Source organism: Jannaschia seohaensis, assembly GCF_900116765.1.
GTDB lineage: Bacteria > Pseudomonadota > Alphaproteobacteria > Rhodobacterales > Rhodobacteraceae > Jannaschia > Jannaschia seohaensis.
On sequence record NZ_UETC01000019.1, the window covers coordinates 1 to 14520 of the forward strand.

Annotated in this window: 12 protein-coding genes; 2 read left to right on the forward strand and 10 right to left on the reverse strand. The window is 67.5% G+C overall.

The features are described from left to right. Positions 1-468: 468 nt before the first annotated feature. The 8 genes from DTQ71_RS21300 to DTQ71_RS21335 form a co-directional block, all read right to left on the reverse strand. Positions 469-993, reverse strand: coding sequence for a protein-methionine-sulfoxide reductase heme-binding subunit MsrQ (locus tag DTQ71_RS21300; RefSeq protein WP_170125531.1), 525 nt, complete (start codon positions 991-993; stop codon positions 469-471). Positions 994-1083: 90 nt separating this feature from the next. Continuing rightward, positions 1084-1983, reverse strand: a complete 900-nt coding sequence (gene msrP, locus DTQ71_RS21305) for a protein-methionine-sulfoxide reductase catalytic subunit MsrP (protein WP_109566318.1) — start codon at positions 1981-1983, stop codon at positions 1084-1086. Positions 1984-2106: 123 nt separating this feature from the next. Next, positions 2107-3609, reverse strand: a complete 1503-nt coding sequence (locus DTQ71_RS21310) for an FMN-binding glutamate synthase family protein (RefSeq protein WP_109566357.1) — start codon at positions 3607-3609, stop codon at positions 2107-2109. 308 nt (positions 3610-3917) lie between these two features. Then, a complete protein-coding gene (clpB, locus tag DTQ71_RS21315) occupies positions 3918-6533 on the reverse strand; it encodes an ATP-dependent chaperone ClpB (RefSeq protein WP_109566319.1) in 2616 nt (871 codons plus the stop codon). A 168-nt stretch (positions 6534-6701) separates the two neighbouring features. Continuing rightward, on the reverse strand, positions 6702-7106 hold the full coding sequence (locus DTQ71_RS21320; protein WP_109566320.1) for a GFA family protein: 405 nt from the start codon (positions 7104-7106) through the stop codon (positions 6702-6704). A 37-nt stretch (positions 7107-7143) separates the two neighbouring features. Beyond that, positions 7144-7488, reverse strand: coding sequence for a DUF2853 family protein (locus DTQ71_RS21325; protein WP_109566321.1), 345 nt, complete (start codon positions 7486-7488; stop codon positions 7144-7146). A gap of 776 nt (positions 7489-8264) precedes the next feature. Further along, positions 8265-9650, reverse strand: coding sequence for an adenosylhomocysteinase (gene ahcY / locus DTQ71_RS21330; protein ID WP_109566322.1), 1386 nt, complete (start codon positions 9648-9650; stop codon positions 8265-8267). Between the two features lie 182 nt (positions 9651-9832). Then, on the reverse strand, positions 9833-10141 hold the full coding sequence (locus DTQ71_RS21335) for a hypothetical protein (RefSeq protein WP_109566323.1): 309 nt from the start codon (positions 10139-10141) through the stop codon (positions 9833-9835). A 123-nt stretch (positions 10142-10264) separates the two neighbouring features. On the opposite strand from DTQ71_RS21335, the gene DTQ71_RS21340 reads away from it, so the two are divergent. Continuing rightward, the gene (locus DTQ71_RS21340) at positions 10265-10858 is read left to right on the forward strand and encodes an HD domain-containing protein (RefSeq protein WP_109566324.1); all 594 of its coding nucleotides are present in this window, start codon (positions 10265-10267) and stop codon (positions 10856-10858) included. After that, entirely contained in the window at positions 10855-11304 is a 450-nt protein-coding gene (locus tag DTQ71_RS21345) for a GNAT family N-acetyltransferase (protein ID WP_109566325.1), read from the forward strand. Before DTQ71_RS21340 ends, DTQ71_RS21345 begins: the two co-directional genes overlap by 4 nt. Before the next feature lie 170 nt (positions 11305-11474). Here DTQ71_RS21345 and DTQ71_RS21350 read toward each other — a convergent pair whose 3' ends face one another. Both DTQ71_RS21350 and DTQ71_RS21355 read right to left on the reverse strand, forming a co-directional pair. Next, a complete protein-coding gene (locus DTQ71_RS21350) occupies positions 11475-12317 on the reverse strand; it encodes a DMT family transporter (protein WP_245947687.1) in 843 nt (280 codons plus the stop codon). Beyond that, positions 12304-14520, reverse strand: coding sequence for a PIG-L family deacetylase (locus DTQ71_RS21355; protein WP_109566326.1), 2217 nt, complete (start codon positions 14518-14520; stop codon positions 12304-12306). Before DTQ71_RS21355 ends, DTQ71_RS21350 begins: the two co-directional genes overlap by 14 nt.

Genomic DNA, 14520 nt, shown 5'->3' on the forward strand with positions numbered 1-14520 from the left:
TACTAGCGCGATATACAGACGTCTGATCCATCGAATGCTCGATCAAACCCAAACCGCCCGCATATCTCTTCAGATATACAATCATGTCAAAAAGCACGAACGAGAGCGTCAGCCTTGGCCCCCTGGAAGGGGCCTCTGCGTCGACCTTCGTTCGAGATGTTTGCCTAGGCCCTTCGAAGCGTGCGCCCCGTCGTTCCGTCCGGCGTCCCGATCAGCGCCTCAGCGCCGCCGGTGAGGGGGGATTTACGGATGAGGCCGGGGGGCTGCAAGTGCCTTTTGACCGAAAGGTGCATTTTTTTCGGGTGAGCCAGAAAACAACAATTAGATCAGATATCTATAGGAAGAATTTTCTCCACGAACCCTCTCCGCGACCGTTGCCGCCCCCTCTCGCGCTCAGAATCGATGCAGAATCTGCATGCCCTGACTCGGCTCGGACGCCGCGCGCCGCCACATCGGGGGGCGCGCCCCCTACCAGCGGCGAATCCAGAGGAATCGCAGGCTCACGAGGAACAGCGCGGCCGCGAGATAGACCAGCGCCTGCGACAGCCAGACCTTCTCCTGCATGACGAAATGCACTGCCCCGAGAATCACGGCGGGGTAGACCAAGCGATGCAGACGCGCCCAACCCTGGGTGCCCATCCGCGCCACCGCCCCCTGCCAACTGGTGGCGGCGAGCGGCAGCAACATCAGAAACGCGGCGAATCCGATCGTCAGATAGGGCCGCTTGACGATCTCGGACCCGATCAAGCCCCATCGCAGCTGGAGGTCCAGCAAGAGCCAGACCGCGAAATGCAGGCTCAGATAGATCACCGACAGCAGGCCCAGCGCCTTGCGAAACTTGATCAGGTTGATCCGCGCAAACCGCAGCAGCGGTGTCACGACCAGGGAGGCCAAAAGAAACTGCAAGGCTAGGCTGCCGAATCCATGCAGCAGGATATCGACCCCATCGGCAATGGCCGTCACGCCATCCCAGGCCACAAATACCCCGGGCACGAGCCCGAGCAGATAGACCGGCCATGTCGGGACCTTCCGAGCATAACTCGAAAGCCACGGGCCAAGGGCTGGGGCGGCCGCCGACATCGGTCAGAACTGCACGGTCAGGTCCATGCCCTCGTAAAGCGAGGCGACCTGGTCCTCATAGCCGTTGAACATCAGCGTGTCCTGGCGGCGGGCGAACAATCCGCCTCCGATCACCCGCTCGCTCGCCTGGGACCACCGCGGGTGATCCACGTTCGGGTTCACGTTCGCATAGTAGCCGTATTCGTTCGGCTGGCTCTGATTCCAGGTGGCGAAGGGCTCCTCCGCGACGAGGCTGATCCGCACGATGCTCTTGATCGACTTGAAGCCGTATTTCCAAGGCACCACCAGCCGCATCGGCGCGCCGTTCTGATTGGGGATCGGACGGCCATAAATGCCTGTCGCCATGATCGTGAGCGGATGCATCGCCTCGTCCAGGCGCAGCCCCTCGCGGTAGGGCCAATCGAGGATCGGGGTGTTCACGCCCTCCATCACATCCGGGAGCACCGCCGTCTCGAAGGCGACATGCCGGGCGCCGTCCTGCACGCCGACCTTGGCCAGCAGCTTGTTTAGCTCGAACCCGTTCCAGGGGATCACCATCGACCAGGCCTCGACACAGCGAAAGCGGTAGATGCGCTCCTCGGTCGGGATGTCGCCGATCAGCTCGGCCAGGGAATACGCGCCGGGATTGTCCACCAGCCCGTCGACGGTAACGGTCCAGGGATCCGTCACCATGTCTTGCGCATTCCGGGCGGGATCGTCCTTGCGTGTGCCGAACTCGTAGAAGTTGTTGTAGTTGGTGATCTGCTCCCAGGTATGCGGCTCCAGCGCCTCCTGCGCGCGGGCCGCGAAGGGCGCGCTGGCCCCCGCGACAGATCCGGCGCCGAGCGCTGCGATCAACTGGCGGCGATTCATCCAGACGGCCTCGGGGGTCACGTCCGCGCGGGTCAGGTCGGGCTTGAACATTCGGGGCTCCTCGATCTCGCGTTGCAGGGGACATAGCTTAGCCCGCCCCGCATGGGAGCAAACGTTACAGCTGCTCACGACAACGTAAGACGCCGCGATCCCGTGCCCACTCCGGCCGGGCCGTCACTGCGCGGCGATACGGCTCTCCGGTTCGGGCCGGGGGAAGAGTTCGTTCATCGGGATCGAGGTGCCGTCTGGCTGGACCAGGCGGACATGACGCCGGCGCATCTGCCTCGGTTCGGTACAACCGACCGAATGAGCGATGATCTCGACCTCCGACACGATGCCCTGCGCGTAACGGGCAACCTTGTGCCACTTGTCCTCGACCACCAGCCCTTTCTGGAAGCGAGGATCATGGGTCGTGATGCCGGTCGGACAGGTGTTCTTGTTGCACTTGAGCGCCTGGATGCAGCCCAGCGAGAACATGAACCCGCGCGCCGAGACGACGAAATCCGCCCCGGCGGCGAGCGCCCAAGCCACATCGCCCGGATTGACCAGCTTGCCCGAAGCAATCAGCCGGATGCGCCCCTTCAACCCGGCGGCATCGCGCAGCCCGCTCACCAACGGCAGCGCCTCCCGGATCGACATGCCGACCAGGTCGATCAGCGGCATCGGCGCGGCGCCCGTCCCCCCCTCGCCCCCGTCGAGCGTAATGAAGTCCGGCGCGCAGGCCTCGCCCCGCGCATTGATCCGGTCGAAGAGCTCGCGGAAGGCATCGGCGTGCCCGCCGACGGTCTTGATGCCGACCGGCTTGCCCGAGACCTCGCGCAGTCGCGCGATCAGGTCCAGGAGTTCATCGACATTCGACGCCTCGGCATGACGGTTCGGGCTGATCCCGTCCTCGCCCGGCCGCAGCCCGCGGATCTTGGCGATCTCCGGCGTGATCTTGGCCGCGGGCAGGATGCCCCCCTTGCCGGGCTTGGCCCCTTGGGCGAGCTTCAGCTCGAACATCTTGATCTCGGGCCGGGCCGCCATCTCGCGCAGCTTCTCCTCCGAGAGATTGCCGGCGATGTCGCGCACCCCGAACTTGGCCGTGCCGATCTGGTAGACGAGGTCGCAGCCTCCCTCCAGGTGATACTCCGACAGGCCGCCCTCGCCGGTGTTCATCCAGATCCCCGCCTCCCGGCATCCGCGCGAGAGAGCCTGGATCGCGGGCTTCGAGATCGCGCCATAGCTCATGCCCGAGAGATTAAAGAATGATTTCGCGATATAGGGCTCCCGCGCGGTTGGCCCGATCACCATGGGCTCCGTCTTGGCGGCCTGCTGATCGAGCGGGGGAAAGGCCGCGTTGATAAAGAGCGGCGTGCCCGGCGCCGTGATGTTGCGGGTGGACCCGAACGCGACCGTGTTCCCCCTCCCATCGGCGGCGCGCCGCACCCAGTCGCGCTGCGCCCGGTTGAAGGGCAGCTCCTCGCGGTCCATGGCGAAGAAATACTGCCGGAAGAACTCCCCCAACTCCGTGAAGAGATGCCGGAAGCGGCCGATGACCGGGTAGTTGCGCCGGATCGCGTCCTCAGTCTGGCGCCGGTCGCGGATGAACATCACCACGGCGATGGCCATCGCGATCCCGATCATGCAGACGAACAGAAGCGCCAGGATCTGGAGCGCCAACCAAGCCGTTTCCATGAAGATCATGCCGCGTCCCTCCATCGCGCTACCCTGCGGCGGCGGTCCCCGCAGTGCAAGCTGTCAGACGACGGCGGCACCGCCCTCGCGGCACTCGATAGACGCCGGTTGGAAACGCGCGCGGCAGACGGAGAGGCACACCCGCGCCGCCCCCGCCCACAAGGCCGCGCCCCCGCAAGCCCAGGAAACGCCCCCCTCTTCTTCCCTGCATAAATATCCCCGCCGGAGGCGCACATCTCCGCCAAGTGTTCCCGCTCCCACCGGAGCGCAACGAAAAAGGGCGGCCCCGAAGGACCGCCCTACTGGCGTCAATGGACCACCGCGTCCTGTGGCGGCGTCCGGTCCGATTTGGCCAAACGCTCGCCGACTTGCAGCCCGTCCGCCGTGGCCCGCACCGGCACCACGCTGTCATCGGCGATCTCGCCCGCCAGGATCATCTCGGCCAGCTGGTTCTGCAGCGACCGCTGGATGACCCGCTTGAGCGGCCGCGCCCCGAAGACCGGGTCATAGCCCTCCTCGGCCAGCCACTCGCGCGCGCTGTCGTCCAGTTCCAGGCGGATCTTGCGCCCAGCCAGCCGCTTGGCCAGCCGCGCGACCTGGATATCGACGATGCCGTCCATATCCGCACGGGCCAGACGGTCGAAGATGATCGTCTCGTCCAGGCGGTTCAGGAACTCGGGACGGAAATGCGCCCGCACCGCGTCCATCACGTCGCGCTTGGCCTGCGCCGCGTCCGCCCCGTCGGGCAGCTGCGACAGCGCCTGAGAGCCGAGGTTCGAGGTCAGCACGATCAGCGTCTGCTTGAAGTCGACCGTGCGGCCCTGACCATCGGTCAGCACGCCATCGTCCAGCACCTGGAGCAGGACGTTGAACACGTCCGGGTGCGCCTTCTCGACCTCGTCGAAGAGCACGACCTGATACGGGCGCCGCCGCACGGCCTCCGTCAGGACCCCGCCCTCGTCATAGCCGACATAGCCCGGAGGCGCGCCGATCAGACGGGCCACCGCGTGCTTTTCCATGAACTCGGACATGTCGATCCGCACCATGGCGTTGTCGTCGTCGAAGAGGAACTCGGCAAGGGCCTTGGTCAGCTCCGTCTTGCCGACGCCGGTCGGGCCGAGGAACAGGAACGAGCCCAGAGGCCGCGCCTCGTCGTTCAGCCCCGCCCGCGCGCGCCGCACGGCATTCGCCACGGCGGTCACCGCCTGACGCTGTCCGATCACGCGGCGGCCCAACTCGTCCTCCATGCGCAAGAGCTTCTCGCGCTCGCCTTCCAGCATCTTGGACACGGGAACCCCGGTCCAGCGCTCGACGACGCCCGCGATCTGCTCGGGACGCACGGCCTCCTCGACCATCAGGTCGTTGTCGTCGGTCTCCGCCTCGCCCAGCTTGCGTTCCAGTTCCGGGATGCGACCGTATTGCAGCTCACCGGCTTTGGCGAAGTTGCCCTCGCGCTTGGCCTGATCCAGCTCCACGCGGGCGTGGTCCAGCTCTTCCTTTAGGGTCCGGGCCTGGTCCAGCTTGTCGCGCTCGGACTGCCATTTCGCGGTCATCTCCGCCGATTGCTGTTTGAGCTCCGAGAGTTCGCGCTCCAGCTTCTCCAGCCGGTCCTGCGATGCCTGATCGTCCTCCAGCCGCAGAGCCTCCACCTCGATCTGCTTTTGCAGGATGTCGCGGTCCAGCGCGTCCAGTTCCTCGGGCTTCGAGTCGACCTCCATCCGGAGCCGCGACGCGGCCTCGTCGACCAGGTCGATCGCCTTATCGGGCAGGAAGCGGTCGGTGATGTAGCGGTTCGACAGCTGCGCCGCCGCCACCAGGGCGGAGTCGCTGATGCGCACGCCGTGGTGCAGCTCGTATTTCTCTTTGATGCCGCGCAGGATCGACACGGTGTCCTCGACCGTTGGCTCCGCGATCATCAGCGGTTGGAACCGCCGGGCCAGGGCCGCGTCCTTCTCGACATATTTGCGGTACTCGTCGAGCGTGGTCGCGCCCACGCAGTGCAACTCGCCCCGCGCCAGAGCCGGCTTGATCAGATTGGCCGCATCCATCGCGCCATCCGTCTTGCCCGCGCCCACCAGCGTGTGCATCTCGTCGATGAACAGGATGACCTCACCCGCGGCGGCGGTCACTTCGGACAGCACGGCCTTCAGCCGCTCCTCGAACTCGCCGCGATACTTCGCGCCCGCGATCAGCGCGCCCATGTCGAGCGCCATCAGCCGTTTGTTGCGCAGACTCTCCGGCACGTCGCCGTCGACGATGCGCAGCGCAAGGCCTTCCGCGATGGCGGTCTTGCCGACGCCGGGGTCACCGATCAGGACGGGGTTGTTCTTGGTGCGGCGCGACAGAACCTGCATGGCGCGACGGATTTCCTCGTCGCGGCCGATGATCGGGTCGATCTTGCCCTCGCGGGCGGCCTCCGTCAGGTCGCGGGCATATTTCTTGAGCGCCTCGTAGCTGTCCTCAGCGGATGCGCTATCGGCCGTGCGCCCCTTGCGCACGTCATTGATCGCGCTGTTGAGACCCTGGGCATTCACCGCGCCCGCCTCCAGCGCCTCGCGCGCCTTCGACTTTACCATGGCCAATGCGGTCAGAACGCGCTCGACCGGAACGAAGCTGTCGCCCGCCTTCTGCGCCACCTTCTCGGCCTCGGCCAGCACCTGAGCCAGCCCGCGCGACATCATCACGCCACCCGCATCGCCCGACACGACAGGCAGCTTCCCAACCGCCAGATCGACGGCTTCGCGGACCCGATCCGGCGAACCGCCAGCGGCCGCTATGAGATTGGCGGCCATGCCCTGCTCATCGTCCAAGATGGCCTTTAGCAGGTGTTCCGGCATCAGTTGCTGATGCCCTTCCCGCGTCGCGATGGTTTGCGCAGCCTGTAGGAACCCACGCGCACGTTCGGTGAACTTCTCGAGGTTCATGCCTCTATCTCCTTCGTCAAGCGCCCACTCGACCCCGCCCGATCCTCGGCACGAGAGCCCCCTGAGCCTCGCTATCGAGATGGGAGGTGTGTTGCGCATATGCAACCCTGACCGGAGGCAGAATCGACCGGGCCGCTGCGCCGCCCGGGGCGCTGCCGTCGCACGGGCTTACTGCTTGGCGCGTTTCGGGATATCCGCCAGCGCCTCGACCCAGGGCATGGCCGACTGACACCAGACTTGCACGCGCGGTTGCAGGGCGGCGCGCTGGCGGATGGTTCCGACGCGCAACCCGAAGAACGCGCCGGGATCGTCCCGAGTTTGCGCGTGGATCCGCGTTCCGCACCGCCCACAAAAGCTGAGCTGTCGCTTGCGGCCACTTTGGGCAGTCTTCTCGAACTCCGTCAGTTGTCCGGTTCGCAAATGAAACCCCGTACCCACGACCGCGACGATCAAGCCGTAGGCCGCGCCGGAATTCACCTGACAATCGTCGCAATGACAGATTGCGACGCGGTTCGGGTCGATCTCCGCCTCATAGGTGACATCCCCGCACAGGCAGCCCCCATCCACCTTCATCGCGGAGACCGGCCGCCCGCGCGGCCCTGGCGGCGCGTCACTTGAAGACGCCTTCCTTCCCGAACTGCTTGGTCAGGAGATAATACATCACCGCGCGGTATTTGTGGGTATTGGAGCGGCCATATCTCTCGATCACCGCGTCGAGTCCCTGATCCAGGCTCGGCCCGTCCGAGAGACCCAGCTTCTTGATCAGGAAGTTGTTCTTCACCGTCGCCATCTCGCCATCGGAGGTCGAGGACACGGTCTCGCTGTCGCGATTGTAGATCGAGGGACCGCAGGCGATGGTGACCTCGCGCAGCAGATCCACATCCGGATCGGCCTCGCCGGCCTTGGTCTTGAGGTCGTCGATATACTTTTCGATCAGCTCGTCCCGCTTGCTCATGCTGTCCTCGCTCTTGCTTCCGGGCGCCCCGGACAGGCGCCCTCGATGACATTCCACACGGCGCGCGGGCGCGAAGCAAAGGAAAACTGCCCGGGAGACCGCTCTCGGCAGGTCCCCCACCCCGGGCCCGCAAATTCCGATGATCGGCATGGTTGGCGTCGATGTCGATCGCGATCACGTGGCTGCTCACCCAGATGCCGCCGCGAAGGGCGCGGCAATCGTAGCTGCCTTGCGGCGCAGGACGAGCGAGAGAAGAAAGAATACCGCCCTGGCTCATGCCTGCCAGGAGGAGGAACACTGAGCCGATCCCAGAAACCGGACCAAGCGCTGTCAGCCCTGCCGCGCGCGCAAAGCACCCAGGCCCGGAAGCGCGGCCCCGAGCAGACGCAGAGGCGCCGGCAGCGGAACCGGGGATGCGGTGACGGTCAGGTTGTCGGCTCCGAACTTCCAGCGGTGGCAACGACCCTGACAGTCAAGTCTCCAAATGTCCGCCCTGTCGCCGCCGCTATCCGTCGGCGTCAGGTTCGCCACGCGGTTGCCGTCCTGGGCCGGGCCCGGCGCGGCTGAGCGGGCGTCTGATCGAAGTCGACGCTGTAGGTCGCAGCCGAGGCGTTGGAGATCGCGGTCGGGCTGGTGGCCGCCGCGATCATGGCACCGCCCGCCACGATGCGCCGATTGAAGGACGGAGCCACATCGCATCGGCCTCTTCGAGCGACGACAACGCGTTCGGACCGCCGCCCCCGCCCTTGGACGAGCGGGGACGGGATCGCTTCGGGTCAGTAGCGGTAATGCTCGGGCTTGTAGGGTCCATCCTGGGGCACCCCGATATAGTCCGCCTGCTCCTTGGAGATCTGCGTCAGCTTCACACCGATCCGGTCCAGATGCAGCCGCGCGACCTTTTCGTCGAGCTGCTTGGGCAGGATGTAGACGCCGGGCTGATACGCATCGCCCTTTTGCCAAAGCTCCATCTGCGCCAGCACCTGGTTGGTGAAGCTGGCCGACATCACGAAGGACGGATGGCCGGTCGCGTTGCCGAGGTTCAGGAGACGCCCCTCGGAGAGCAGGATGATGCGATTGCCCGAAGGCATCTCGATCATGTCCACCTGTTCCTTGATGTTCGTCCACTTGTGGTTCTTCAGGCTCGCGACCTGGATCTCGTTGTCGAAATGGCCGATATTCCCGACGATCGCCATGTCCTTCATCTCGCGCATATGCTCGATGCGGATGACGTCCTTGTTGCCGGTCGTGGTGACGAAAATGTCGGCGGTCGCGACCACCTCCTCCAGGGTCGTGACCTGAAAGCCGTCCATGGCCGCCTGCAAGGCGCAGATCGGATCGACCTCGGTGACGATGACGCGCGCACCCGCGCCCTTGAGCGACGCGGCCGAGCCCTTGCCCACATCGCCATAGCCCATGACCACGGCGACCTTGCCAGCCATCATTGTGTCGGTGGCGCGGCGGATCCCGTCGACCAGCGATTCCTTGCAGCCATACTTGTTGTCGAATTTCGACTTGGTGACGCTGTCATTCACGTTGATCGCCGGGAAGGGCAGCAGACCCTTCTTATGCAGATCATAGAGACGATGGACGCCGGTCGTGGTCTCCTCCGAGACGCCCTTGATCGCGTCGCGGGTCTTGGCGAACCAGCCGGGGCTTTCCTTCATGCGCTTCTGGATCTGGGCCTTGATGACCTCTTCCTCTTCAGAGGTCGGCACGGCCAGCACGTCCTCGCCCGCTTCCATCCGCGCGCCGAGCAGGACGTAGAGCGTGGCGTCGCCGCCATCGTCCAGGATCATGTTCGGCCCCTCGGGGAACATGAAGGAGCGGTCGAGATAGTCCCAATGCTCCTCCAGCGACTGGCCCTTGACTGCGAAGACCGGCGTGCCCCCGGCCGCGATCGCGGCGGCGGCGTGGTCTTGGGTCGAGAAGATGTTGCAGGAGGCCCAACGCACATCGGCGCCCAGCTCCACAAGCGTCTCGATCAGCACCGCCGTCTGGATCGTCATATGCAGCGAGCCAACGATCCGCGCGCCCTTGAGCGGCTTGGCCTCTCCATACTCGGCGCGCAACGCCATCAGGCCCGGCATCTCCGTCTCGGCGATATCCAGTTCCCTCCGGCCATAGGCGGCCAAATCGATATCCTTGACGACGTAGTCTTTCATCTCGCGCTCCTGCGGCAAACCGATTGGCGTCGCCGTATCAAGCGACGGCCAGCGCTTCAATGCGGCGGGGTCAGCCAGCGAGGCCTCGTGCCCCCTCAGGGCACCTGCCGGTATGATAGGTCGCGTTGCGCGGCGCGTCGGCTCCCCCGAGCGGCGGGCCCCGCCGTCGCGGGTCCGGTCGATCAGGACTTCACGCCTTTGACGATGTGACGCGCGAGTTGCGGCTGCCAATCCGTGCCCGAGGCCAAGATGCAGGAGATCCCATTGGGCCGTGTCAGCAAGAGCGTCCAGGTGCCGGCCTCCTCCGAGGTCCAGATTTCGTAGACGGCCTTGTCGTCCTTCAGACCGCCGCCCGAGAAGTTCTCACCGAACTGATCCAGAAGGGCTGCAACGAGATCCTCGCGCAGTCCGCAGGGCGTCTCCTGGGCCGAGGCCGCGATCGGGGTGAACAGCAGCGCCGAGGCGATCAGACTTTGGATTATTGTCTTCATCCGGTTGGTCCTCCGGTGGGTTAAAGGTGCCGCGGCACCATTCCATAGCATCCGTGCAAAAAGCGTTACGCCGGCACCGCCGTTTCGGTTGCATCACGACCCGCCCCGGGTGAGGGAGCGTCCATGGCACAGACGCGCGCATGGCAGAGAATGTTATCGGGCCGCAGGCTCGATCTGCTGGACCCGACGCCTATGGATGTGGAAATCGAGGACATCGCCCACGGCCTCGCCTTCGTTGCCCGCTGGAACGGCCAAACCCTTGGCGATTGGCCCTATTCCGTGGCCGAGCATTCCCTGCTCGTGGTCGACATCCTGGAGCGGTCGGGCCCGGCCACGCCCGCCGAGCGGCTGACCGCGCTGCTTCACGACGCGCCGGAATACGTGATCGGAGATATGATATCGCCTGTAAAACAGGCGGTCGGGCCCGGATATGAGGCGCTCGACGAACGCCTGCAGGCTGCCATCCACCTCCGCTTCGGACTGCCCGCCGCCACGCCCCAGCGCCTGAAACGCCGCATCAAGCGGGCCGACAAGCTCTCCGCCTGGCTGGAGGCCACGCAGATTGCGGGCTTCTCCAAGACCGAGGCGGACCGCTTCTTCGGCCGCCCGGATCCTGCACTGCTCGACGGGCTCGCCGTCGCGCTCCGCCCCCCGGCCGAGGCGCGCGCCGCCTATCTGGCCCGCCATGCGGCGCTCATGGCGGAGCATGCGCCGTGACGCGCATCCATGTCCGCCCCGCCCGCCCTTTCGACGCGGGGGCGATGGCCGCCCTGCTCAACGCGATCATCGCACGCGGCGGCACCACCGCGATGACGCAGCCGGTGACGGGCGCGCAATTGCGCGACTGGATGGCCGCATCCGACATCTGGCACGTCGCCGAAGCCGAGGGCGAGATCCTCGGCTTCCAGTGGATCGGCCGTCACGACAGCCTGCCCGAGGGTGCCTGCGACATCGCCACCTTCGTCGCCCTTGGATCGCACGGCCTTGGCGTGGGCAGCCGTCTGTTCGAGGCCACGCGCAAGGCGGCGAAGGCGGCGGGCCATGCCTGGATCGCGGCGCGGATCGCCCATTACAACGAAGGCGGGCAGGCCTATTACAAGTCCCGCGGCTTCGAGGACTGGCGCCGCACAGACGACAAGATCATCAAGCGCTACGACCTGTAGATCCGGCGACCACGAGCGCCCACGATGCGCTCCCACCCTTTCTTCCCTGCCCAAATATCCCGGGGGTCCGGGGGCTGGCCCCCGGTCCGATCCTCCGGGCAGGCTTCACCGATCCATCTCGGATCGCCACCCAAGGCGAAGACGCCCGACAGGGCGGATGAGCGCCCCCGTCAGCGCCGCGCCAGCCCCGTCGCCCCCACGATCAGCACCGCCCCCAGCCAGAAGCCCGCGCCGGGAACCTCGCCGAACACGAGATACCCGACCGCCGTGGACAGGATCAGGCTGGCATAGCCCAACACCGCCAACAGCCCCGCCTCGGCCAGTCGATGCGCCTGGAGAAAGCAGACCTGCGCCGATTGCGCGAAGAGCCCGATGGCCAGCAGCACCGGCCAGGCGCCGTCCGGCACCGCCTGCCACCCCGTCCAGGCCAGGGGCGCCGTCGCCACGGCCAGGCCGGCCGTATACGCCGCCATCATCACCACCGTCGGCTGGTCGTTCAACTTGCGCGTGACGACGACGGCTCCCGTCCCCGCAACCACCGTCACCGCCAGCGCCAGCAGCGCCCAGGAGAGCTCGGCCCGAGGATCCACCGCGATCACCACGCCCACCAATCCCAGCGCCCCAGCCAGCCAGCGCGCAGGCCCCGCCCGCTCCCCCAGGAACAGCGCGGCCAAGGCGATCATCACCAGCGGCCGGGTGAAGTTCAGCGCCGTGAACAGCGCCAGCGGCACCCGCGCCACCGCGTAGAACGAGCAGGTGAGCGCGAGCGTCGACAACCCGACCCGCGCCAGATGCAGCCCCGGCGCGCGCGCCTCGGCAAAGCGCGTGCGGGCGACCCAGATCCAGGGCGAGATCACCGCGAGCCCGACCACCGCCCGCAGGAACACCAGCTGCGCCGCCGGCAGCTCCGCGCCCCAGGCCTTCACGATGGTCAGCGCCCAGACGTTCAGCCCCATATCGGCCAGCAGCCAGAGCCCGCCCCGCAGGTCGGACCCGCCGTCAGATCGGCGCAACGAGATTCGCCATCAGGCGGAAGGCTCCGGGCACGAGATGCTCCATCTGATGGTGCAGGATCAGGGCGCAATGGGTATGCCGCCCCTGCCCCACCTGCCCCGAGAGGAGCGCGCCGCGCAGCGGGGCCTCTCCCGGATCGGCCATCTCCAGCAGCGGCGTATAGGCGGCATCCCAGGACCTCGCGAAATAGAGCCCCCGCTCCTTGTGCCAGCCCTCCCAGTCGGCGTCGGATATGGGGTTCGGAGCCGCGAGTATGGGATGATCGGCGAGGTGGGTCACTTTGGCGGCGTTGTCGGTCACGCGCCAGCGCAGGCTCGGCTGGCCGATCTCGATGGGCGCCGGCATCGCGTCAGGATCCCAGGCGTCCCAGGGCCGGTGGTAGAGCGTCGTCAGCGTCCCCCCGCCTCGCACCCAGTCGGAGAGACGGGGCATCCGCTCCGCCAGCCCGTCGCGGAAGCGCAAGGCGAAGACGCCCAGCAGCACCGTATCCGCCTGCGGATCGTCCAGCGCTTCCACATGCGGCTCGGAGACGTCCACGCCGATCCGCCGCAGCCAATGCGCGACCCGGTCGCGCCCGGCCCCGAAAACGGCGACACGGGCGTCGGGGACCGCCACCTCCAGCGCGCGCAGCCGCAGGATCGCGGGCCGGGCCAGCACGCGGGTCGGGATATGCGGGGCCGCGATCTCGGTGACGAGCCGGGCGGGTGCGCCGTCGCGCAGGACGGCGATCTCGTGCAGGCCGACCCTCGGCGGCAGGTGCAGAACCGCGCCCTCCCGCCGCCACCCCTCCGGCAGATCCAGGTCGCCATCGCAGCGGACGGCGACGGAGGTCTCTCGCGCGAGGTTCACAACCTCCGCTTCCGGCTTCAGCGCGACGCCGTCAGGCCGCGCCGCCGGGGTCCGGTCGAGGGGGAGGCGCAGCGAAAGCGGCGTGCCGCGCCAGGTTCCCTCCACCGCGAGGCAGGGCGCGGCGGGGTCGAGCGGATCGTAGCCGTCCGGATAGGCGGTCGCGTCGACCGAGGGCGACACGGTCACGCCCGCCTCCCCTGTCGTCCAGCCCTCCGGCAGCGCGACCGTTGCGCTGACCGCCTCCAACGCCCCCGCGCGGGTCTCCAGCCGGATCGGGACATGGGCGCCCGGGCGCACCAGCGGCGCCTCGGCCCAGCCCCGCGCCTCGGCCCCGGCCGCCAGAAAGAGCGCCCGGTGCAGACGGGTCCGCAGCCGCTCGGCCCTGTGGCCGCGCTCCGGCACCAGCGCCAGCGCCTCGGACCCGGCGCGCGCCACGACATCGGGCCGCGCCAGCGCCGCCACCATCTCCGCCACAAGCGCGTCGATCCGCGCGCCGCCGGGCCAGCCGAGATCGGCCCAGCAGACGGGCAACCCCTCGGTCACGGCCTCCTCGGCACCGCCCTCGACAAGATGCAGGGGCCAGTCCCGTTGAGCCTCCGGCCAGCGCCCCATGCCCTGGGTCCGGTGCATCCCCCGCGACCACTGGCCGATCCGCGCCCAACTGGCCCCGGTTACCGGGTCGACCCCCTGCCCCGAGACCACCACCGTGGCGGGCGGCGGCGGCAGGTCGTCGTCATAGGCGGTGCCGGCCCCAGACCAGGCGGGCAGGTAGAGCTTGGTCACCCGCCACGGCTCCTGCTCCGTCTCCCAGGCCGGATCGGCGGCGCGCGCGATGGCCTCGGGCGCGAGCAGCGTCATCGCGCGGTGATGTCCGTGCTGGCCCGGCACGTCCAGGAAGGTCGGGCAGAGCAGATCGGGCCGCAGGACGCGCAAGGCCCGGGCGAAGCGGTCCAGCGTCCGGTCGCGCCCCCAGCGGGCCAGCGCCTCTTCGCCCGACTTGGAGAAGCCGAAATCATGGACCGGATCGCCCGGGGCGGGCGTCATCCAGCGCACCCGCATGTCGAGGATCTCCGCCGCCCGCTCCATCTCCGCAGTGCGCAACACGCCCAGCGCGGCGCCGGCCTCGCGCCCGATATCGTTCTGTCCGCCCTCGCCCCGGGTCGAGCAGACATAGGCCAGATCCAGCCCGTCGCGGAAGCGCAGCGCGGCTAGCATCCCGCTCGTCTCATCGTCCGGGTGCGCGCCGGATTGCATGAAGGTCAGCGGCGTGCGCATGCCTGTGACGAGGCGCCAGAGCTGCACGATGCGGGGGGCGGCGCGGTCGGCCTCCAGGCGGGTCTGGTCGGGGGTCAT

What these genes read in the sequence shown, in the direction of transcription:
- msrP (WP_109566318.1), bottom strand. Translation starts at nt 1,983, where the DNA reads ATGTTCAAGCCCGACCTGACCCGCGCGGACGTGACCCCCGAGGCCGTC.
- DTQ71_RS21310 (WP_109566357.1), bottom strand. Translation starts at nt 3,609, where the DNA reads ATGGAAACGGCTTGGTTGGCGCTCCAGATCCTGGCGCTTCTGTTCGTC.
- clpB (WP_109566319.1), bottom strand. Translation starts at nt 6,533, where the DNA reads ATGAACCTCGAGAAGTTCACCGAACGTGCGCGTGGGTTCCTACAGGCT.
- DTQ71_RS21320 (WP_109566320.1), bottom strand. Translation starts at nt 7,106, where the DNA reads ATGAAGGTGGATGGGGGCTGCCTGTGCGGGGATGTCACCTATGAGGCG.
- DTQ71_RS21325 (WP_109566321.1), bottom strand. Translation starts at nt 7,488, where the DNA reads ATGAGCAAGCGGGACGAGCTGATCGAAAAGTATATCGACGACCTCAAG.
- ahcY (WP_109566322.1), bottom strand. Translation starts at nt 9,650, where the DNA reads ATGAAAGACTACGTCGTCAAGGATATCGATTTGGCCGCCTATGGCCGG.
- DTQ71_RS21335 (WP_109566323.1), bottom strand. Translation starts at nt 10,141, where the DNA reads ATGAAGACAATAATCCAAAGTCTGATCGCCTCGGCGCTGCTGTTCACC.
- DTQ71_RS21340 (WP_109566324.1), top strand. Translation starts at nt 10,265, where the DNA reads ATGGCACAGACGCGCGCATGGCAGAGAATGTTATCGGGCCGCAGGCTC.
- DTQ71_RS21355 (WP_109566326.1), bottom strand. Translation starts at nt 14,520, where the DNA reads ATGACCCCCGACCAGACCCGCCTGGAGGCCGACCGCGCCGCCCCCCGC.